This is a genomic window from Clostridium punense, assembly GCF_017874425.1.
GTDB classification, from domain to species: domain Bacteria; phylum Bacillota; class Clostridia; order Clostridiales; family Clostridiaceae; genus Clostridium_J; species Clostridium_J punense.
Genome location: NZ_JAGGLL010000018.1, coordinates 82,144 through 104,238, shown reverse-complemented (window position 1 = coordinate 104,238; position 22,095 = coordinate 82,144). Strand labels below are relative to the sequence as shown.

22 protein-coding genes and 1 other annotated feature are annotated in these 22,095 nt (G+C 30.2%); of the genes, 2 read left to right on the top strand and 20 right to left on the bottom strand.

Features of this window, described 5'->3' with window-relative positions; genetic code table 11:
* Nucleotides 1–193: 193 nt before the first annotated feature.
* The 3 genes from J2Z44_RS12380 to J2Z44_RS12370 all read right to left on the bottom strand — a co-directional run bounded on the left by J2Z44_RS12380 (nt 194) and on the right by J2Z44_RS12370 (nt 4,674).
* Nucleotides 194–1,957, bottom strand: coding sequence for an ATP-binding cassette domain-containing protein (locus J2Z44_RS12380; RefSeq protein WP_209649610.1), 1,764 nt, complete (start codon nt 1,955–1,957; stop codon nt 194–196).
* Complete coding sequence (locus tag J2Z44_RS12375) at nt 1,950–3,743, bottom strand: ABC transporter ATP-binding protein (RefSeq protein WP_021285309.1); 1,794 nt, start codon at nt 3,741–3,743, stop codon at nt 1,950–1,952. The genes J2Z44_RS12380 and J2Z44_RS12375 overlap by 8 nt, the downstream gene beginning before the upstream one ends.
* A 367-nt stretch (nt 3,744–4,110) precedes the next feature.
* Nucleotides 4,111–4,674, bottom strand: a complete 564-nt coding sequence (locus tag J2Z44_RS12370) for a nitroreductase family protein (protein ID WP_021285308.1) — start codon at nt 4,672–4,674, stop codon at nt 4,111–4,113.
* Nucleotides 4,675–5,518: 844 nt separating this feature from the next.
* Here J2Z44_RS12370 and J2Z44_RS12365 point away from each other — a divergent pair.
* On the top strand, nt 5,519–7,435 hold the full coding sequence (locus J2Z44_RS12365; protein WP_209649609.1) for an ABC-F family ATP-binding cassette domain-containing protein: 1,917 nt from the start codon (nt 5,519–5,521) through the stop codon (nt 7,433–7,435).
* Between the two features lie 191 nt (nt 7,436–7,626).
* Nucleotides 7,627–7,875 (top strand) — a binding site (T-box leader).
* A gap of 245 nt (nt 7,876–8,120) precedes the next feature.
* Nucleotides 8,121–9,314 carry a tryptophan synthase subunit beta gene (trpB, locus tag J2Z44_RS12360; protein WP_021285305.1) on the top strand — a complete coding sequence of 398 codons (1,194 nt, stop codon included), beginning with the start codon at nt 8,121–8,123 and terminating at the stop codon, nt 9,312–9,314.
* Between the two features lie 133 nt (nt 9,315–9,447).
* Here trpB and J2Z44_RS12355 read toward each other — a convergent pair whose 3' ends face one another.
* From J2Z44_RS12355 to J2Z44_RS12275, 17 genes are all read right to left on the bottom strand, one after another.
* The gene (locus J2Z44_RS12355) at nt 9,448–10,347 is read right to left on the bottom strand and encodes a pentapeptide repeat-containing protein (protein ID WP_021285304.1); all 900 of its coding nucleotides are present in this window, start codon (nt 10,345–10,347) and stop codon (nt 9,448–9,450) included.
* Between the two features lie 319 nt (nt 10,348–10,666).
* Nucleotides 10,667–10,975 carry a nucleoside triphosphate pyrophosphohydrolase family protein gene (locus J2Z44_RS12350; protein WP_021285303.1) on the bottom strand — a complete coding sequence of 103 codons (309 nt, stop codon included), beginning with the start codon at nt 10,973–10,975 and terminating at the stop codon, nt 10,667–10,669.
* 20 nt (nt 10,976–10,995) lie between these two features.
* A complete protein-coding gene (locus J2Z44_RS12345) occupies nt 10,996–11,442 on the bottom strand; it encodes a GNAT family N-acetyltransferase (RefSeq protein WP_021285302.1) in 447 nt (148 codons plus the stop codon).
* 77 nt (nt 11,443–11,519) lie between these two features.
* Nucleotides 11,520–11,942, bottom strand: a complete 423-nt coding sequence (gene hepT / locus J2Z44_RS12340) for a type VII toxin-antitoxin system HepT family RNase toxin (protein ID WP_021285301.1) — start codon at nt 11,940–11,942, stop codon at nt 11,520–11,522.
* A gap of 9 nt (nt 11,943–11,951) precedes the next feature.
* Nucleotides 11,952–12,356, bottom strand: coding sequence for a type VII toxin-antitoxin system MntA family adenylyltransferase antitoxin (gene mntA, locus J2Z44_RS12335; protein WP_209649608.1), 405 nt, complete (start codon nt 12,354–12,356; stop codon nt 11,952–11,954).
* Nucleotides 12,357–12,702: 346 nt separating this feature from the next.
* The gene (locus tag J2Z44_RS12330) at nt 12,703–13,215 is read right to left on the bottom strand and encodes a hypothetical protein (protein ID WP_209649607.1); all 513 of its coding nucleotides are present in this window, start codon (nt 13,213–13,215) and stop codon (nt 12,703–12,705) included.
* Nucleotides 13,206–13,610 (bottom strand): hypothetical protein, encoded by a 405-nt coding sequence (locus J2Z44_RS12325; protein WP_021285297.1) that lies wholly within the window; start codon nt 13,608–13,610, stop codon nt 13,206–13,208. The genes J2Z44_RS12330 and J2Z44_RS12325 overlap by 10 nt, the downstream gene beginning before the upstream one ends.
* Before the next feature lie 98 nt (nt 13,611–13,708).
* Nucleotides 13,709–14,617 (bottom strand): hypothetical protein, encoded by a 909-nt coding sequence (locus tag J2Z44_RS12320; RefSeq protein ID WP_209649606.1) that lies wholly within the window; start codon nt 14,615–14,617, stop codon nt 13,709–13,711.
* Between the two features lie 98 nt (nt 14,618–14,715).
* Nucleotides 14,716–15,624 carry a hypothetical protein gene (locus J2Z44_RS12315; RefSeq protein ID WP_209649605.1) on the bottom strand — a complete coding sequence of 303 codons (909 nt, stop codon included), beginning with the start codon at nt 15,622–15,624 and terminating at the stop codon, nt 14,716–14,718.
* A gap of 9 nt (nt 15,625–15,633) precedes the next feature.
* The gene (locus J2Z44_RS12310) at nt 15,634–16,167 is read right to left on the bottom strand and encodes a hypothetical protein (protein WP_021285294.1); all 534 of its coding nucleotides are present in this window, start codon (nt 16,165–16,167) and stop codon (nt 15,634–15,636) included.
* The gene (locus J2Z44_RS12305; protein WP_021285293.1) at nt 16,167–16,832 is read right to left on the bottom strand and encodes an ATP-binding cassette domain-containing protein; all 666 of its coding nucleotides are present in this window, start codon (nt 16,830–16,832) and stop codon (nt 16,167–16,169) included. The genes J2Z44_RS12310 and J2Z44_RS12305 overlap by 1 nt, the downstream gene beginning before the upstream one ends.
* Before the next feature lie 12 nt (nt 16,833–16,844).
* Nucleotides 16,845–17,639, bottom strand: coding sequence for a hypothetical protein (locus tag J2Z44_RS12300; protein ID WP_021285292.1), 795 nt, complete (start codon nt 17,637–17,639; stop codon nt 16,845–16,847).
* A gap of 4 nt (nt 17,640–17,643) precedes the next feature.
* Complete coding sequence (locus J2Z44_RS12295) at nt 17,644–18,441, bottom strand: hypothetical protein (protein WP_021285291.1); 798 nt, start codon at nt 18,439–18,441, stop codon at nt 17,644–17,646.
* Nucleotides 18,428–19,222 carry a hypothetical protein gene (locus J2Z44_RS12290; RefSeq protein ID WP_031271954.1) on the bottom strand — a complete coding sequence of 265 codons (795 nt, stop codon included), beginning with the start codon at nt 19,220–19,222 and terminating at the stop codon, nt 18,428–18,430. Before J2Z44_RS12290 ends, J2Z44_RS12295 begins: the two co-directional genes overlap by 14 nt.
* 69 nt (nt 19,223–19,291) lie before the next feature.
* On the bottom strand, nt 19,292–19,729 hold the full coding sequence (locus J2Z44_RS12285) for a hypothetical protein (protein WP_209649604.1): 438 nt from the start codon (nt 19,727–19,729) through the stop codon (nt 19,292–19,294).
* Nucleotides 19,730–20,522: 793 nt separating this feature from the next.
* Nucleotides 20,523–20,663: a hypothetical protein gene (locus tag J2Z44_RS12280; protein WP_021285288.1), complete on the bottom strand. Its 141-nt coding sequence runs from the start codon at nt 20,661–20,663 to the stop codon at nt 20,523–20,525.
* Nucleotides 20,664–20,738: 75 nt separating this feature from the next.
* Nucleotides 20,739–22,034 carry a helix-turn-helix transcriptional regulator gene (locus J2Z44_RS12275; RefSeq protein ID WP_021285287.1) on the bottom strand — a complete coding sequence of 432 codons (1,296 nt, stop codon included), beginning with the start codon at nt 22,032–22,034 and terminating at the stop codon, nt 20,739–20,741.
* Nucleotides 22,035–22,095 lie beyond the last annotated feature (61 nt).

The following is a 22,095-nucleotide window of genomic DNA, read 5'->3' as shown; positions in this document are numbered from 1 at the left end:
CATTTTTTTACACAAACTCTCAAAAGCAACAATTCCAAGGCCTTCCAGGCATTTTGCTAGCGCAAAAAAAGTTGAATTTCCTATATAATAAAAAAGCCGCAAATTACTCTACGGCTTCAACACTAAAAAGGTTAGAGAATTCTCTTTAAGTTATAAATGCATTGTCATATAAATTTCCCTCATCAAGTGCAGATCAGCGTTTATACCATTTAGCTTGAGATTCTAATAAACCATAATACTTTCCTTTTAAATTAATTAACTCTTGATTTGTCCCTTCTTCCACTATTTTGCCATCCTCCATTACAACAATTTTATCGGCAATTTGAGTTGATCCCAATCTATGAGTAACAAAAATACAAGTCCTATTATTACTTAATTTCTTAAAAGTACAAAACACGTTAGCTTCTTCAATAGGGTCAATAGCCGCAGTTGGTTCATCCAAAACAATTAAATTATGTGGACGATATAAGCCACGTGCAATTGCAAGGCGTTGCCATTCACCTCCAGAAAGTTCTTGTCCACCAAAATCTCTTGATAAAATAGTTTCATTGTTGATTTTTAAATCATCAAAGCTTAGATTTATCTGTGAAGAAACATTTCCAATTGAATCTTGTGAGGAAAAATTGCTAATTCTTATATTATCCTCTGCTGGTAGCTTATACTTTATAAAATTCTGAAATACAGCACTAATGTTTGTGAATTTAGAGGACTTAGAGTATTTTTCCATATTTTTACCATCATATTGCACTTCTCCTTGTGATGGTTTATATAAACCCATGATTACTTTTGTTAATGTACTTTTACCAGAACCATTTTCCCCAACGATTGCTACGGATGTACCAGCTTTTATCCTTAGGTTTACATTTGATAAAGCATTTTTATTTGCATTTGGATATATAAAAGAAACATCTCTTAATACAATGTCTCCTGTTTTAGAGAGTTCTTCCTCAATTTCAATTTCTTTTTTTTCATTTATAAATCTAACAAGAAAGGATGTAGTTGAAATTCCTGCAAGAGCTTCACCAATATTTGCAATAAGGTTCTTTAGCATAGTGGTGATTTTATCTATGGAATAATAAACAGCTGCAAATTGACTTACTGAAATAGAACCATTATATAAATAGTAAATTAATAGACCTAGTGTGCTGAGGTACCCTAAAGTATTTACACCTCGCATAACTATAGCAATTTTTAGAAGCTTGTTTTTAACATTAACAAACTCTTTGCTAAATTTTTTGTTAGAATCTACAAACAGGCTATAGAAATAATTAAATGATCCGTTAACTAAGGTTTCTTTGAAATATTCTTTAGAAGTGATACAACCTTCGAAGTATTCGGTCTTTCTTCTTCTATTGGCTATTTTGTCTTCAAAATCATAATTATCACTGATTTTAATTAGTTCAGAAACTAATACTGGAATAAATATTAATACTATTGCAAATACCAACATAGGTTTTACAGAAATCAGATATAATGCTGTTATTAATAGAAAAGGTAAATATAAAAACAATATTTGCACTATAATACGGATTCCATTTGGTGCTTCTTGATTTCCTAAGCTTGCCTTCTTAATGTCATCAAACTTTTTTACATCTTCATAATCAATTAAGTCCATTTCATTTATACGATTATGAAACAGGGATTGCATATATCCATTGCCTCGTCTCCAAAAATAACCTTGTGCTAAAAACTCTAACCATTCAGCAACTGGATTAAGAATTAAGATAACTAGTATAGCTAATATAGGTGTTATCATAATGTCATAGGTGGATCCGTTAGCAACCTTTAATATATTATCAAATAATGATTGTAACACTACTATCTCTGAATACCGTAGAATACTAAATATTAGTGAAGCGACTATAAGCACCGAAAAGGTAAGGGGACTTGCTAGCCATGTATATTTAATTAACTTTAAAAAAACCTTGATATTAGACATTCCTTTTCCTTTATTCATAATACATCTCTCTTTGCTTGTTAAATAATTTTGCATATATATTATCTTTTCTCATTAACTCTTCATGAGAACCTTGCTCAGCAATGGTACCACAATTAAGTACTATTATTTCATCTGATATTTTTGTTGAACCTAACCTGTGACTGATCATCAATAAAGTTTTATCCTTAGCTACTTTTGAAAAATTACTATAAATTTTGCTCTCAGCAGTTGGACTCAAACTTGATGTTGGCTCATCTAAAATAATAAATGGATCATCTTTATAAAGAGCTCTAGCTATAGCGATTCTTTGCCACTGTCCCCCTGAGATATCTATTCCATTATCATAGATTTTACCTAAGTAGCTATTTTCTCCCTTTGGTAAATCATTAATCAAGTCACTCAGCTCAAGGTTTTTTATAACAGAATTAATGTCAGCTTCATGATCCCCAAAGGCAATATTATCTTTTAGAGAAACATAGTATTTGGCATAGTCTTGAGAAACAAGGGAAAACATACCACCTAGTTCATTGAAGCTGTAAAGCTTTATATTCTTACCATTGACTAAAATTTCGCCCTCAAAATCTCTATATAAACCTACTAATATTTTAATTAAAGTTGTTTTTCCTGCTCCATTTAAGCCCACTAAAGAGTATGATTTACCTTTTTCTAAGTATAAATTTAAACCTTTGATTATATAATCTTTAGAGTCTCTATACTTGAAATACAAATTTTTAATGTGCAAACTTTCAAATTTTAACTTTTCATATTTATCATTAAACACTTCTTTATTTTCTTCCAATGCTATAAATTTCTTAAAGTCTTTAACATATTCCTTATGTGAAGAAAACTCAAAGAAAAGTTCTGATACTTGAACTGAAATTACTTTTGTTAAATTTATCATGCTACCTAATATTGATGTAAATAACCCAACGCTTAATAGTTTATTGGATACTTGTCGAGATAAAGAGACAATAATTAAAATAATAAATATATTCATCACTATATTACATAATTTGATTCTTAAAGTTTCACTTGCTAGCTTCTTTGTATTAAAATTTGATCTATAAAGATGGGCATCCTTAAACCTTTTATTTAGTGCATCCGAATAATTAAATAGGGTTCTTTCAGCACTAGCTTCTCTATTTGACAACACATCAGATAGATAATTCATCTGTCTTGTTATAAAACCCACTTTCTTCTCTGACTCATAGATTGCTTTACCACCCTTAAAAGTCAGAAAAATTATTGGAACTATAATAAAAACAAAAATTACGTCTATCCACCAATTATATTTATATAACACATATAGAATAGAAATTACTTGTATAGCTATAGAGATAATCAAATTGCTCCATTTGAGAATTTCAGTGATCCTCTTTTCTATGTTATTAGTAACTCTTAATACTAAATCCTGGGTTTCAGTTGACTCAAATAATAAATAATCAATAGAAAATTGCTTTTTTATGATTTCTGGCTTTAATTTATTTCTTAGTGCATCTTCGAATAATTGATAAAAGTAAATTTTTAATTCTTCACTAAACTGCATATAGAAATAGCCTATCCCCATAAACATAGCATTTTTTAGCATTATATAAGTTTGAGGCTCCTTGGATGCTAATGTCATTGCAGAATCAATAAACTTTCCAACAATCACCAGCATTAGAGGAACTAGTAACCCATCCATCACCGTTAAAGCGAAGCATGCTATAAAAAGCATGGGTGAATATCTAGCACATAATTTAATAGTACTTAAAATGGATATTCTTTTATAATTACCATCTATAAAACCTTTGTTTTCAATCAAAGCTATTCCACTCCCTACAATATAATTAACCCTCACAAATTCAATGAATTATGTATTCTAGGCATCTGAAAATAAATAACAAGTCAAAGATGTGAAGGATATTTTGAGGTCACAAGCAAGCTTGTGTTCACAAGCAAGCTTGTGCCGACAATGAAACAGGTTCCGCAGATAGTAGAGCTATCTAAGGGTTCTGTTGACGCAGTATAACACAAAATAGCCGAGCATACTAACTTATTTATTTTTTGAAGATGCCTATATAATTTTAACGTTTCTGCACATCAAAATAAAAGGTAATAATCCTTTCTATATCATTCTTAACACAAAAGCTACCACCCATTGTAACAGTGATAGCTTTTGTGCATCTTCTCTAATAATGTCCTATAACCGGTTTGTCCTTTTTCTTATGCTTACGATCAGGTTCATATTTTTGCCAATATACCCTTTTTTCATTTAGTCTACTTCTTGCTTCTTTTTCCTCTGCTGGGTATCCAATTAACACAACCCCAAGAGGGATAACATGTTCAGGCATATTCAACAATGCTTTAACTGCACTAACATTGCTTTCCACAGGATAAACGCCTATCCATACTGAACCAAGTCCACTTCCTGTAGCAGCAATTAAAATATTTTCTATTGCTGCACTACAATCTTGTACCCACATTTCTTTTCCTGGCCCCTTAAAAGCTAGTTTCATATTTCCACACACCACAATAGCAACTGGTGCATTGTATCTTGCAAAAACCAATTTATCTTTTAACTCAAATAGCTTGTCCTCTTCATCAATAACCACAAACTCCCAAGGTTGACAATTAGCAGCTGTTGGCGCTGCAGTGGCTGCCTTTAATAAGGTCATAATCGTATCTCTTTCTACTTTCTTGTCTAAGTAATTTCTAATACTTCTTCTTTTATAAATGGCTTCGATTACTTCCATGTTAATCCCCCTTTATTCATCCAATCCATCAGCTGGTTCTATACAAAAATCACTACAAAATTTAAGGATTGCCTTTTCCATAGCATTTAAGATATGGCTAGGGCCAGCCTAGGTAACATATATCTGTAAAATCAGCTTAACACTTACATCTCAAATGGTTTAACTTTGTAAGTTTTTTATATTTTACTTATTTTTATTGCAGCATTCTTATAAAAGTAATATTACATTAAATTTAAACTATTTACAATTATATGAATATAATGTAAAATATAGGTATTGTTAAATATAAAGGAGGACGTAAGTTATGACACCAGCTAATTGCTAACATTAATTTTATTTTAAAATTAATAGATATTTTTAAGGAGTATAGTCTTTTCCTGTTTTGGGGTAGACCTTTTTGTTGTGCTCTTTAAATGAATTTAGCAATTTAGAAGATAACTTACTTTACTGAAATATATTTAATTTTTAAACAAGATTTTTATATAAATCTACTACTTAAATAAGGTAACATTTTACTGTTCTTATTTAATGACACTTTTGAATGATTATTCTCCCCCATTGTTACTCTTAAGCAAGCTTAGGGTGGAATTTAATCTGCATCCCAAGTCGTTGAATAAAATAAGCCTGTTCTTTATTTAAGGTTGATTATATTTATATATCTTTGATTTTATAAATTATAGCTATTTTTAGACCGTAAGAATATTCTTTCTTATGGTCTTTTTATTTTTCATGAATTTTTATTAATCCTTCTAAGGTTTCTAGCGTGAAATCTTAGAAGTTAGTAAGTTATCAACTAATTGCCTTAAGTACTTGAATTATTATTTTATGAGATGAGGGATTATAGATGATTGAATTTACAATGTATCGTATTATGAAAAGATTTGGAGATAACTTAGTATTAAATAATATAACTTTTACTGTATATGATAAAGAAAGAGTTGCCCTTGTAGGTAGGAATGGTTGCGGAAAAAGCACTATTTTAAAACTACTAGCTGGCATAGAACCAATGGATAGAGATGATAGATTAGATTCACGTGATGGAAGGCTAAAAGGCTGGATTAAAATTCCTAAGGGAGTTACCGTTGGATATCTTAATCAGCTTCCAGATTATCCAGGAAACTTAAAGGTTATTCATATATTAAAATCTGCTTTTGAAGAAGTTTATACCATCGAAAAAAATCTTAGAGAGCTGGAAAATACTATGTCTACTCTAGATGGAGAAGAACTGGAGAGAGTATTAAAACGGTATAGTGATCTCCAAGAGGTGTATATCACTAAAGGCGGCTATGATATAGAGGAGAAATTAAGTAAAATATGCAAAGGATTAAAATTCGATGATGCTTTTCTAAATAAAGACTTTAATATTTTAAGTGGTGGTGAAAAAACCACAGTAAGTCTTGGAAAAATCCTGTTAGAAAGCCCTGATATTTTACTTCTTGATGAACCTACAAATCATTTAGATATGGATTCTATAGAGTGGCTTGAAGGATATCTTAGAAACTACAATGGCATTGTTATGGTGGTTTCCCATGATAGGTATTTCTTAGATAACGTGGTTACTAAGGTTATTGAAATAGAAAATAAACAAAATACACAGTATGATGGAAACTATTCTGACTATGTTAGACAGAAAGAAGATAATATGCTGGAGCAATTTAAGGATTATAAAGATCAACAAAGTAAAATAAAAGCTATGGAAAGTGCAGTTAAGAGGCTTAGGTCTTGGGAACATTATACAAGGGCTGCAAGTATTCAAAAAAAGTTAGATAAGCTTGATAGAGTTGATAAACCAGTATTTAAAAAACAAACTATTAAACTAGATTTTAAAAATACAGAAAGGTCAGGTTCTAATGTAATAAAAGGTTCTGAAATCTGTAAGAGCTTTAATGATAAAGTTATATTAAGTAAAGCTCAGTTAAACATTTACTATGGTGAAAGAGTGGCTCTCATAGGTCCCAATGGTAGTGGCAAAACTACATTTTTAAAAATGCTTTTAGGTAACATGGATTTAGATAGTGGAATTTTACAAATAGGAGCTAATGTGAAATATGCCTACTTGCCACAAGAAATCGTTTTTAATAATGAAGAGGACACTGTTATTGAGTGCTTCAGAGAAGATAGAGATATTTTAGAGGGAAAAGCTAGAGAATATCTTTCTAAGTTTATGTTCTTTGGAAAAACTCCTTATCAAAAGGTGAAACATTTATCTGGTGGAGAAAAGGTTCGACTTAAATTAAGTATGCTACTATATGATGAGATAAATCTTCTCATACTAGATGAGCCAACTAACCACCTTGATATTGACTCCATTGAAACTCTCGAGGCAGCACTTGAAGATTTTAAAGGAACTATCTTTTTCATTTCCCATGATAGATATTTTATTAATAAAGTCTGTGATAGAATAATTTCACTAGAAGATAACAACCTGGTAAGTTATTCTGGTGACTATGATTTCTATAAGAACAGCAAAATTCAGGAGCTAGTAAAGTCAAATACCATTGAAGTTCCCAAAAAAGCGGCTTCAAGTAACCCAATTAATAAACCAAATAATGATTTTAATAAGTCTAAGTTTAAATTGGAGAAACTAGATGACAGCATAAAATCCTTAGAGGAAGAACTTGATAAAATTGATAACCTCATGGATAGCTCAGCCTCTAATTATGAAGAATTAAATAAGCTTTATTCTAAAAAAGCGGAATTAAATGAGAAATTAGAAGATGTGATTGCTGCATGGGTTGCTTTAAATAGTGAAGCTAATTAGCTATAAACCTTACCTTATAGAATAAACTTTAGGTTAAATCTTTTTAATTTGCCCTGTATCTAAAAACTGCAAATCTGAATCCATCTATAAGTTAATATAAATATAAATAAGTGAACTTCCTTCTGAATTATCAATTTATTTGTTGACAATAAAATCAAGTATTGTTATTATCATTGTAATATGTAAAAACATTGAATCCTTTGAAGAGGGGTAGTAGACAGCTGATTTAGTTAAAGAGAGCCGGGGATGGTGGAATCCTGGTACGATAATGGCTGGTGAATGGGCCTCTGAGGAGTAATCCGAAATTCATTTATGAAAAGTAGTAATTACCGTAATCCATACGTTATAATGGATAGAGCATGTTAGTGCTTGAACTTATAAGTGGCAATTTATTTTAGTTGCAATTTAGGTGGTACCGCGGATATTACTCCGTCCTAATTTATTTAGGACGGAGTTTTTTATTTTATAAAACATTAAATTAACTTCCAAAGGTGGTGGTGCAATATGTCATGAAGTTCAATTAAAAGACCTAATTCTTACTCCAATACTAAAACCAATTTTTATAGTTTAACAGGCAAATTTACAGAAAACAGAGAAAACAACTTATATAAATATGTAGCTTCAATTTATATGAGTTATATCAAATTAGGTGGTAGCACCACTATTATTTACAGGAGGTAATAAAATGAAAAATAGTAAAGGTTATTTTGGTGAATTTGGAGGGGCTTATGTCCCTGACCAGTTGAAAACCGTATTAAACGAAGTTGAGGAAAATTTTTATAAGTATATTGAAGACAAGGAATTTCTTAATGAGTTGAATTACTATTACAAACAATATATCGGAAGAGAAAATCCACTTTATTTTTCTGAATCACTTACTAGAAAAATTGGTGGCAGCAAGATATATCTTAAAAGAGAAGATTTAAATCATACAGGTGCACATAAAATAAACAATGCTATAGGGCAAGTGCTTTTAGCAAAAAGAATGGATAAAAAAAGGATTGTTGCAGAAACAGGTGCTGGTCAGCATGGAGTAGCTACAGCTACGGTTTGTGCCCTATTTAATATGGACTGTGTTATTTATATGGGGCAAGTAGACGTGAAACGTCAGGAAATTAATGTTTTCAAGATGGAACTTTTAGGAGCTAAGGTTATACCAGTTAGTAGTGGCACTGCAACTTTAAAAGATGCAGTAGATGCTGCTCTAGAAGACTTTGTAGTAAACTCTGCTAATACCTTCTATTTACTTGGCTCAGCAGTAGGTCCTCATCCTTATCCTACAATGGTCAGAGAGTTTCAAAGTGTTATTGGGAAAGAAGCCAGAAAACAAATATTAGAAGTTGAAGGCAAATTACCAAACTATGTTATTGCTTGTGTAGGTGGTGGTAGCAATGCTATTGGACTTTTTAGTGCCTTTGAAAATGATAAAAATGTTAATATAATAGGTGTTGAACCAGCAGGTAAAGGCCTTAATACCAAGCTTCACGCTGCCTCATTATGCAAGGGTACTCCTGGAATTATACACGGGTTTAAATGCTATACCCTACAAGATGAGAACGGTACTCCTCTTCCAACCTACTCTATTGCACCTGGACTAGATTACCCAGGTGTTGGTCCTGAACACAGCCACTATAAACACATAGGAAGAGCAACTTATGAATCTATTACAGATGATGCGGCTCTGGAAGCCTTTATGTTACTTTCAAAAACAGAAGGAATCATTGCCGCCTTAGAAAGTTCACATGCTATAGCCTATGCCATTAAACTAGCTAAAACACTATCTAAGAATGATATTATTATAGTAAATCTTTCTGGTAGAGGTGATAAGGATATATATCAGATTAAGGAAATACTATCCCTTAACAAAACGCTTATGTAATTAAGTAAATATTTCAGATTAAAATATAAGTTGGAGGGGTGCTCAGCTAACTTAATAGTTATCTATGCACTCCCCTTAACTTCTTTAACAAGATTAAGTTTATTTTCTGATTCCACTTACTTTTTAAAAATTATTATTTATTTTTCCAACTCAGTGGTGTTATAAGTGTGTACGGCAATTTTGTAGTTAAATCACCTTTTGCACTATTAATTTGCCCTTGAGTTAAGAATATACAATTAGTCAGGTTTGCTCCTCGTAAATCTGCATTTCTTAGATCTGCACCTATAAGGTCAGCTCCTGATAAATCTGTTCCTCTTAGGTCTGCAGCAATTAAAAAGGCTCCACTTAAATTTTGTCCTCTTAAATCCTTTTTTCTAAGATCTGCTCCCATAAGATTTAATCCTCCACCAAAGGCCTTTTTCCGTCCAAGAGTACTCTTATTACTTCCTCCAACCTTTTTTCTAACCATCTCACTAGTTTCCTTTAGCAGTGAATTAACTGCCATTCGATGTGGAACCAGATCTAAAGCTAAAAGCTTTCCAGCACTAAGATTAGTTAGCTCTTCTGTTTTACTTATAATAGCTCTAAACTTTTCTTGAATCTTATGATCTTCCTGAAACTTAAGTCCATCTATTAAATACCAAAGCATTTCATGAAGTTGCCTTTGTATTAGAAATACCTGAAACATCTCCTCTGCATATTCTGGACTTTTTCTCCAATGTTCCCCATTGTAGGTCACTTGAGCTACCTTTTGGCCAGCCCCAAAACAATCGTAAGCTGTACAACCCTTTAGTCCCATTTGTGTTAAGTTTTCATGAACCTTGCATTGAAAGTTTTGTTGTAGATTTATACATGGTTTCCCAGCATCCTTATTTTCTGGAAAGCCTTCAGAAGATGAAAAATATAAAGCTACACAGCAAAGACCAAAGCACTTTTCACAATCTACTCTTAAATTATCACAACTAATACTTGAAGAAGCACTTAGTTTATTATCATTTATATTGTCGTTTATATTATTATCTAAAGATTTCATATTTCTTGCACCTCATATTTTAACAGTTCATTAGCATCTAAAAAAATAATAAGTCAAATATCTGAAGGATATTCTGAGTTATACTGACTTATTTTATGAAGATGTCTTAGTTTTTAATCTAATATTATCATTTGAACTACACTTATTCAACTTTATAGTTTTTATTTAATCAGATGTCTTCTTTTGTTACATTTAACTTTCCTATATTTAAACTTCTATCGTACATGTACTTCTTTAAGTAAAAAAATCTAAATTTGCTGTATAACAAATAAGATGGACCATTTTAAATAGCCCACCTTCATTATACTATATAACTCCACTAATCAATAAGATTTTCATCTTTCATTCTCTTTAGTGATTCATTCATTGACTTTTCTAATTCCTCTTGAACTGAGTAGTATACAGCTATTTGCATTAAAGCCACCATAGCTTGTCGTATTTCCCCAGCTAAAGCATCCTTGCTTGGTTCACCGTGTTTTAATCTTTTTACACCACTAGCTTCAAAGTGATTAACTTCACTTGCCACCTCACCACATTCTTCTAGTAGTCTTGTAACCATCTGAAAGGGCTCTACCCCCTCTGGGAAACGCTTGAAGCTTCCCTCCACCATTTTATAAAATCTCTCCATCTTCTTCTCCCCCATCATTGTTATTTGAACATTTGTATACACCAAGTTTTATAATGGTGATTCTTATAAAACTTTATGATGCTTTCCATATCCTTTGTAGATGAATAAAGTAAGGATCTCTCAATACCATTTTCCTTTGAGATTTCCAATACTTTATTTAAAAGAATATTTCCAATCCCTTGTCCTCTATTGTTTTTTGACACATATATATCTTCTATTTCAATATATAATTCCCCATCACTGAATATTGTCATATTCTTAGCTTTATTTATTACTCCGGTCACAAAACCAATGATATTCTCTTGCTCTTCAGCAACCAAAAAGTATTTTCCTAACCTTTCAAAAAGATATTCCTTATTAGCAGGTATGAGACCGTAGGTTATATCTTCTTTAGCCCATTGCTCTTGTAGCGAAATAACATAATCCAAATCATCATAGATGCATTGTCTAATGATAAAATTCTCCATGTAGTTTCCCCCTTAACTAAGTAAAACACCTATGAGATATCTCATCAATCCCTTAGATGTTTAATACATTTAGATATCTAATTTTTAATTACTTTAACAATATTAGTTATAAATCTTTGAAAGTCTTCTAAATTATTCTGAACTATTTCATATATAAATTCATCCTCAATTTTAAAATACATATGAACTATTCTATTTCTAAACTTTGCCATGCTGAAGTATATATCTATGTCTTTAGTTTCAATAATCTGATTATCAGCTAACATTTGAAAATGTGCCTTATTATCCTCTGGCTTCCCCCACCTATTTCTTGCAATGATATGACTTGAAATATCTAACATAGCCTCTATGGTTACTTGAAGCAAATATTTAGCACTATCAACATTTCTAAAGTCTTCTAAAAATATATCCTTCTTAACCTCTCGTAACTTCTTTAGCTTTAGTAAATTTTGTTCCATGAAGTATATTTTTTCCTCAATTTTATTCACATCTATATTCATATTTTCCCCCTAAGTATTGAAGCTATCATAAAAGTCTTTTCTAAAAGCTTCTATTCTATGTTTTTCTTCTCTATACCTGTTTAATACATATTCTATATAATCTGATACCTTTATATAATCCCTCTCATATAAAGTACGCCCTTCTTTAATAGTCTTAAACTGAAGTAGTATAGGGGCTTTTTTCAGGTTTATAATATCAACATTTTCATAGGCAATAGCATCAGAAATCTTGCAAGCTACATCCATTTCTTCCATTAAAGATAAATCATTTTGAAAGAGAATTGCAAAGTCAATATCACTATCCTCTCTTTGGTACTCTGTGCCATAGGACCCTATAATCCAAACTCCTACTATTTTTTCATTTGTTTTAAAATAATTTACAAGGTTATTTATTTTATTTTCAATATTAATCATATCATGTACCCCTAAATCATCACTTAATTAAAACTTTTCCTTATAAGATTCAATAATCTTATAAAGATTCAATTACTTATTTATATTATATACTAAATATCATAGAAGTAATACTACGTAATATGTTGCTAAAGAGTTTTCATTTATCCTACTTGCTGTTCTTTAATAACTTCTAACCATTATTTTAAAGTAAAAACTTCATAAATACAGTGCACAAACTAAGTGAATTTTAGTAAGTTCAATAATAATTTTAAAATTTATCAACAAATTCATCTCACTATGTCTGTGTACGAAAGAAGCCTCACTTTCATACTACTCGAAAATGAGACCTCTAGCTTTTATTTCTTTATTTTCTCACATATCCAGAAGTGTCTTTATTGTATACGCTTTCATCTATTGGTGTGTTTACCTCTAGTTTTGTACACTCATATTTACTCTTTACATTTCCATTGTCATCAAAGGATAGAAATTGAAGAATTATTCCGGTTTCTTTATCCATCATTAAAGAAAATTTACCTTGATTATGCTCAGTAAATGCCCTATCAATTATACCTTCTAGTTTATACACATCTCTTCCTAAAAAAGTTGACTCTGTGTAATTCCAATCCTCATAAAAAAACATATATGTTCTAATAGGAGAGCATATAATATCACTACTTATTCCTAAGTAATCATAATCTTGTCTTGTCTTATTAGGATGCAAAAACAATTGAATAGGTCTTACTATCGTAGGCTTTCCCTTAAATGTACGTTCCTCAAACTCACTATAAATTTTATCATTATCGTCAAAAACTTTTCTTTTATCATTATGACGAATCAAAGTTATGGTTTTTTTACCTTTCTCATCAATTATGGACAATGAAGCTTTTTTTCTGTATCCACTATAAAACTGGCTTTCATGCTATAATTGCCCTTTGCTCTTTCTTCAATAAACTCACCTTTGCAGGTTTTAAAATTGTCCACAGCATTAATCATTTTAGAGTGTATTTCTTCCTTTTCTGGATAATTGAAGTTTTTTCTAACTTTTTCACCATTTGGTATTATATCTAGTTTTGCTTCATCCTCCTTTGACAATTTTGATTCCCCACTTGTATTACTTTCTTCTGAATTTGTCTCTTGTTCTATTGCTACTTCCTTGCTTTTATTAAAAACATTTAACTTAACACCACTTTTTTCAGCCTTATATAATCCAAGGGATATGGCTACTATTGTCAGCACTATTGCTAAAATATAGTTTTTCGATTTTTTATTCATATTTCTCCCCATTTTCCCATATCTAATTTCTTTTAATATCTAAACGGCCTCATTACCATAATTTATGGTAGCTCCTATGACCTCTAATTCTTATCTTCTTATTTTTTCACATATCCAGAGGTGTCTTTATTGTATACGCTTTCATCTATTGGAGTGTTTAACTCTAGTTTTGTACACTCTATTTTACTCTTCATACCTCCATTGTCATCAAAGGATAGAAATTGAAGAATTATTCCAGTTTCTTTATCCATAATTAAAGAAAATTTACCCTGGTAATGCTGAGTCAACGATTTGTCAATTACACCCTCTAATTTATACACATCTCTTCCTAAAAAAGTTGATTCTGTGTAATTCCAATCTTCATAAAAAAACATATATGTAACTATGGGGGAAGAAATAATATAATCACTTATCCCTAAATAATCACGATCTTCTCTTTTCTTACTTGGATTTAAAAATAATTGAATAGGTTTTAATATTGTAGGTCTACCCTTAAATGTTCGTTCCTCAAACTCTCTATAAATTTTATCATTATCATCAAAAACTTTTCTTTTATCCTTATGAAGAATTATAGTTATATTTTCTTTGCCTTTTTCATCATTTATAGACATGGAAGATTTATTTTCCTTATCCACCACAAAGCTGACTTTCATGCTATAATTGCCCATAGCTCTTTCTTCAATAAATTCACCTTTACAGGTTTTAAAATTGTCCATAGCATTAAACATCTTAAATTGTATTTCTTCCTTTTCTGGATAATTGAAAATTTTTAAGACTTTTTCACCATTTGGTATTACCTTTAGTTTTGCTTCATCCTCCTTTGACAATTTTGATTCTCCGTCAGTATTCCTTTCTTCTGACTTTGTCTCTTGTTCTATTGTTACTTCCTTGTTCTTGTTAAAAATATTGAACTTAACACCACTTTTTTCAGCTTCATATAATCCAAGGGATATAGCTACTATTGTCAATGCTATTGCTAAAATATAGTTTTTCGATTTTTTATTCATATTTCTCCCCATTTTCCCATATCTATTCTCCCTTAATATCTAAACGGCCTCATTACCATAATTTATGGTAGCTCCTATGACCTCTAATTCTTATCTTCTTATTTTTTCACATATCCAGAGGTGTCTTTATTGTATACGCTTTCATCTATCGGTGTGTTTAACTCTAGTTTTGTACACTCTACTTTATTCTTTATACCTCCATTGTCATCAAAGGATAGAAATTGAAGAATTATTCCAGTTTCTTTATCCATCATTAAAGAAAATTTACCTTGATTATGCTCAGTGAATGCCCGATCAATTATACCTTCTAGTTTATACACATCTCTTCCTAAAAAAGTTGACTCTGTGTAATTCCAATCCTCATAAAAATACATATATGTTGTAATGGGTGAGCAAATAATATAATCACTTCTTCCTAAATAATCACGATCTTCTCTCTTTCGTCCTCCATTCAAAAACATCTCCATAGGTTTTAATATTGTAGGTTTTCCCTTAAACATAGGTTCTTCAAACTCTCTATAAACTTTATCATTATCATCAAAGGATTTACTTTTATCCTTATGTTGAATTAGAGTTACGTTTTTTTTACCTTTTTCATCTGTTATTGACATTGAAGCTTTATTTTCCGTATCTACTACAAAGCTGACTTTCATTTTATAGTCATCCTTTGCTCTTTCTTCAATAAACTCACCCTTACAGGTTTTAAAATTGTCCATAGCATTAAGCATCTTAAAGTGTATTTCTTCCTTTTCTGGATAATTAAAGTTTTTTCTAATTTTTTCGCCTTCAGGTATTGCCTTTAGTTTTGCTTCAGCCTCCTTTGACAATTTTGTTTCTCCATCAGTATTACTTTCTTCTAACTTTATCTCTTCTTCTATTACTACTTCCTTATTTTTATTAAAAATATTTAGCTTAACACCACTTTTTTCAGCCACATATAATCCAAGAGATATAGCTACTATTGTCAACACTATTGCTAAAATATAATTTTTCGACTTTCTATTCATCTCTTCCTCCTAAATTTTCATTATCTTTCTATATCTAATCCCTTCATTATATTTCTCCTTTATTTCATTGGGGTAAAACTTTTCTTGTAAATAAATGTAGATATTGTCCTTTTCTATACCCTTTTCGTAATATTCCTTCTCAAGGGTGTAAACCTGAGTAAGTAATAATTTTTCTCCTGGTTGAACATTTTTCAAATCACCCTTATCTAATTTAAGGTTACCTGTTTGCACTCTATAATACTCAATTACCATTGATGATTCTATCAAATGCATTGCATTTTTCACCTCTGCAGTGGTATTTACAATTTCAGTGTTTACTACTAAGTCTATATACTCTGTTCCTATGTTATTTTTTGCATCAGATTTTCTGGTTTCTGATGAAACCACTTTTACTTTAATACCTTCACAATCTGCATAACTTCCCTTTTCATAGCATTCCATTGTGAATTTTAGGGGAACATTGTGATTAACCTTATAATAGCGATATCCAAATAAGAGTAAAATACTAACTAACAAAAGCATTGTTAGTTTACTTTTTTTCATTAGTGTCCCTCCCTTAATATTTCATGATTAACAATAGAACCATTTTCTATGTAAAAAATTTCGTCTGATAAAACCTCTAATTCTTCTTTATCGTGACTTGCTATTAAAATTAACTTATTATTGTTTTTCATTTTCATAAGTAATTCTTTAATTGATACTATTGCCTCTGAGTCTAAGGCATTAGTAGGCTCGTCTAATATTATTAACTCAGGATTTTCCATTAAAGCTTGGGCAATTCCTAATCGTTGCTTCATGCCTAAGGAGTATTTTTTAAATTTCTTCTTATCTTCTGGATTTAATCCTACTGCCGATATAATCTCTTTAATTTCCTTTTCTCCAATTTTATTATTAATTTCTGCAATAAGCTTAAGATTTTCATATCCACTTAAGTTTGGTAAAAATCCAGGGTACTCAATAATAACTCCCACACTTTCAGGAAAGGATATATCTGATCCCAGTACTTTTCCATCAATTTCTACCTTTCCCTCAGTAGGTTTTATTAATCCACATAAAGCTCTAAATAACATAGTTTTTCCAGAGCCATTTTTTCCTCTAAACCCATATATTTTTCCCTTACTAAGCTTTAAATCTATGTTATTAAGAACCTTTGTATTTTTTATTTCTTTAGATAAATTTTCAACCTTTAAATAATAGTTTTCATTCATAATTACACCCCACTATATAAAATCTTTATGTTCTACTAATTTATATCCCAAACCCATTAATATAACACTTATTCCTATGGTATAAACAAGAGAAAAGGCTATTGATAATCCAATTTCATTATTGAAATAATCATGTCTTAGAATCATAGAATGAATTGCTACAAGAAACTTATTGTTCCACCATATAGGCATTGTTAAAATTATAGTTGTTGCTAAAAAGGCATATCTAGAATTTAGAGCTATGGATATTATGGCTTGAAAAAGTACCAGTGCTAAGGATGTAAATATATAAGTTATAACCAGCCACATAAGAATATTTAAATGGGGTACTTCCATAACTAATACTTCTTTTATAAACTTGCTACTTTCTAGGTTAAAGCCTAAAGATACTCCTCCTAAGAGATAAGTTAATCCCATTACTACTAAATATATAAGAAGCACATTTACAACAATCCAAGTGCACTTTGATAGCCAATATAATAGGATTTTTTTACTTCTCAGCAAGATATAATTGGAGTCTCTCTTTAGGTTTTCACTAATAAAATCTCCTAGAATAAATATTACAAAAACATTTATGATTAGCCAATTTATGGGAATATCTAGAGCTGTTGGATCAAACTTTACATCTTTATACATTATAAAGAACAAATCAATTAAATTCCCCTGATAATTCCTTACTGCTACTATGTTTCCTATATTTAAAATAATTATAATAACTAAGAATAATATAAGTTTCTTCTTGTAAAAATTAAAACCATGAATTAAATCTAGCTTTAATATATTTCTAAATGCTTTTAAATTATTCATTTCATTAAAATCCTTTACTTATAAAATCTTTATCCTTATACATCTCTCTACCTACTAAATAAAGAGCTATAAGAAGAAATAGTAAATATGCAATATTTATTATAAAATCACTTGAGCTAACCCAAGTTTCTAGGGTTAAAGAAAATTTATTCATTAATATTGCAGAATTAAGAAACTCAAAATCTATAAAAGGAACTAGTAACACAACTATTGCTAATATTCCATTGTTATTTATGATATTCTTTAGAATTATAATAAGAAACCCTATCACTGAAAGGCCAAGAAACTTTATTATAAAAGTTTTCAAAAACACTATATATATTGGGATAGAGTTTAGGACTCCAAGTATATCTAAATTTTTATACTGCGGTAACTTATATAATCGATCTCGTTTAGGCCATAGATTCTCAAATCCCCCTCCATATACCCACCCTATAGAGTACCCTAACCATACAATAAGTAATGACACAATAGCTGAAAGAGCAATAACAAAAAACACATGGTTATTAAGTATATTCTTACGGGTCTTCATTTTTATTATGAAGCCTTCCTTCTCACTACTTATAATGTGAGAATTAATTCCAAAAAATAAAATGGGTGTGTATAAATATATAAAAGCTGCTGATCCAGCCATGCCATTTTGTCCATCTAAAGTTGAAACAATGCTAATTACTGATTTCTCTTCAAAGGAAGACATAATAAAGTAAATAGATAATGAATAAACTAAAATGCACACTGAAATTATAATAAAATACAGCTTTTTATTTTTAATTTCTCTTTTTAAATTATTAATTAAGCTCATTTTTCATTCCTCCAGCTAGGAATACATAAAAACAAGCAGCAACTACTATAAGTGGAAATAATGCAAACATATGATTATAGCGAGACTGACTAAATAAATAAAGCATTGGAGAATAGTCATCATAAACAGAATGTGCTATCATAGAGGACATAACATCCATACCTATATAAAGTATAAAAGGAATAATTGTAATTACATATTTACTCCTAAAAAATATACTAATAGCTAAAGCAATGCTACTAAAGGTTCCTCCATATATAAATAAAAGCATAATTCTTATAAATACATGGAGTAAGGGGTATTCATAGTATATATAGGGTAGAAAATCCCTTGAACTCAAAGCTAATGAACTATAAGAAACCTGGGGCTCTATACTAGGAATGGTAGCTGCATAAATCATGTAATTTACTATAAGTGGAATACTAATAATCAATCCACTGACAACAAAGTTCACTAAAAATCTATTGATTAAGTATTTTTTCTTATCGTATCTAGTAACAATATTTTTTATAAAACCACTTTTTACATCCTCCAAATAGGCATCTGAAAAGGCAATAGTAACAATCAGGGGAAATACCATTTGAAGCATTCTCACATATTTCCCTAAGCTATATTGAATAAAATTGCTATAAACGCCACTTGAAAAATTAGAGAAATTCTCAGGTTTTAATTTTATCTGATTATTTGTTAATGCTTCTAAAGCAGTTATTGCTATGCCAACTAAAAGTGCTATATAAAAGGATGGTCTTTTTAATAATCTTTTTATTTCAACTTTCACCATAAGCTTCTCCTATCAAAATTATGCTATACCACTTTAAACTGGTATAGCATAATTTTATTTTATATGTTATTATACTGAATCTGGACTCCACACGCCTTTGGCATACCACATTCCTGTGCCTGCTGCACCACCACGACCTTCTCCTTTCAGTTTAATCATTCCTACTCCCCTGTCCTCATAAGAATAGTTAGGAATCCTTGCTACTGTTCCTGAAGGTGTTGAAGCATAGAAATAATCACTCCAAAAAACTTGTGAGAAGTCGTTACCATTTGAATTAACTACTTTTACATGATATCTTCCATGACCACTTGTCATCCAGTCATGTCTCATATATACTGAAGTTGAGTCATACTTTTTTCTAGCCTCTGTATGCGAAACACTGCCGCCAGAACTAAAAACAAATTCATACTTTTCATCACTAACATCTCCAGCAAATGCAGTTGTTGCAAATCCTGTGATCCCAATCCCTGCTACTAATGCAAGGCTTACTAAAAATTTTTTTCTCATAATATTTTCCCCCTCTTATAACATAGCTGCAAAGATCCCTAGAAAACATTACAGTTTTCTGTAAAGCATTTACACTATATTACTTTAATCTTTTTATTAAAATTTCTACCTACCATTAAGATGCTATAGGAAGTTTACTACCTAAATGCCCAGCAGAAAATTTAACCTAACATTGAAACCATTTTGCAATATACCCAAAATATTTACCCATACTACCATAACTTAGTATGTTACTTAATTTTCTATTTTTTAAGTAACATTAGTTTCTTTAATTGAATTTTATCACTTAGTATTTTATTTGTCTACATATTTTTTGAATTTTGTTACTTTTTCAGTCAATTTATTTGTTTGTTTTCATTTTAGGTTTTTTCCCAATAATTATACACATTAGTAATTATTAAGCTTATAGAGCCGTGGTAAAAACATAAAGATGCTTGTAAAGAAAATATCAATTTATAACTATACCTTATTTTAAGAGTCTCAGAGAGTATAAAGGTATTATATTTTAATACTTCTCATATTATTGCTATATAAAAAGGTGGAGTTTATCATACAGGAACAAAAGCGTGTATGCACATGCTTTTTAAATACCTGCAGCTACTTGCATTTTTTACACTTTTTTAGAACTTAGTAGTTTCAACACTTTCTAGGCACACTTTTTATACAAAAAAGTTAAAATTCATATATAATAAAAAAATAGACCCTATACAAAAGTATAGAATCTATTGTTAGTTCAAAATTATTAAATAAAACTTGTTTTAAAAAATAATATGTACCTTTTGAAACTTCAATGCTAAAGTAGTTTTTCCTGGTAAATATTATTATTCATTCCCACAGGCTCAGGATCATGACCAAATCTCTTTGGTGCTCCAACAAATAAGCCAACTAGCACTATACAAAGAATAATTACTTTTTTGACTTTAGTATTTCTCATAAACTCTCCCCCCCATTATTTGTTTTATATTATATCATAGACTTCCACGTATAGTTACAGTATTTAAGTGAACTTTTAGTTACATTTTTGTAAATTAATCATCTGGTTTAGATATTTTTTTGATAAATCTAAGTTCAAGCTGTGTATACTTAATAAAGTTAATTTTGGTAGTAACTCTAAGATTTTATTTTTTGCATTGTTATTCTCAAGTATGTATAGGGAGTGTATATAAACTTCCTCAAGCCTTTCGTTATCACCTATGTCTATATAAATTCTTTCTAACAATGATACTGCATCTAAAACGCATTTTATATCATTAAACTTCTCTCCAATGAACATGGCCTTCTCCAATAAATTAGTTGCCTCACATGTACGACTTTGCTCCATTAACATGGTAGCTTTATCTATATAAGTGTAGGCTAAATTTAATTCTTCACCATTTCTTCTAATCTCTTCAGCCTTATCAAAGTAATCTAATGCTTGTTGGATAAAGCCTAACTTTGAATATGATACAGCTGTATTGTTATACATATAGCCAGCTAATGTGGGCTGTTTAATTTTATCTATTATTTCATTCAATTGTAAAAAAATATCTAAAGCATTTTTATATTCATTGATAGCTACATAGCAATTCCCTTTCAGCATCATTCCATTTAAATATATATCAAGGCGTTCTTCTTTAGTAATTATCTTCAAGAATTCCTCTAAATTGCTTAAAGCAAGTGGAATATCACCAAGAAATTTGTATACCAAAGCTCTATTAAACAAAGCGTTTTCTTTACGTATCTTATTATCCTGATCCTCAGCAATTTCATATGCTCTATTAAAGTAGGCTAATGCCTCCTCATAGCTAATTAGCTTTAATTTGCACTTACCCAATTTATTGTATAGCATACTCATACTATCAGCATTTTGTAATAAAATACTAAATTCTAAAGCTGATTCATAACATTGAAAGGCATGTAAGTATTCATTTTCGTCATACAAGATATTTGCTTTAATTAAAAATGCTTCATAAGCTATATCATTTAACCTATACTTCTTTGAAATTTCAATTACTTCATTTAAATCTTCTATGTTTAATAACTTATCATAAGTTTTTATGATATTATTACAATAATAAATAGCTGCATCAACTTCAGACATTGTTAGATAGTTCAAATCAACATCTATACTAACTTTATTATCAGCAGCTGCTTTCATTAATACCTCTATAAGTCTCTCTGCAGTTTCCTTTGTTAATCTACGTTTATTACATTCTACCAAACTTATAAAACTTCTTGATATATTAGCAGCCTTTAACTGTTCTTGTGTAACATTTAACTGCTTTCTCAAATATTTTAACTTTTCCCCTGGTGTTAAAAATGCCATTATGCCACCTTCTTATAATTATTTGCCCAATAAAATATACTTTTAAATAATGAACAAGTTC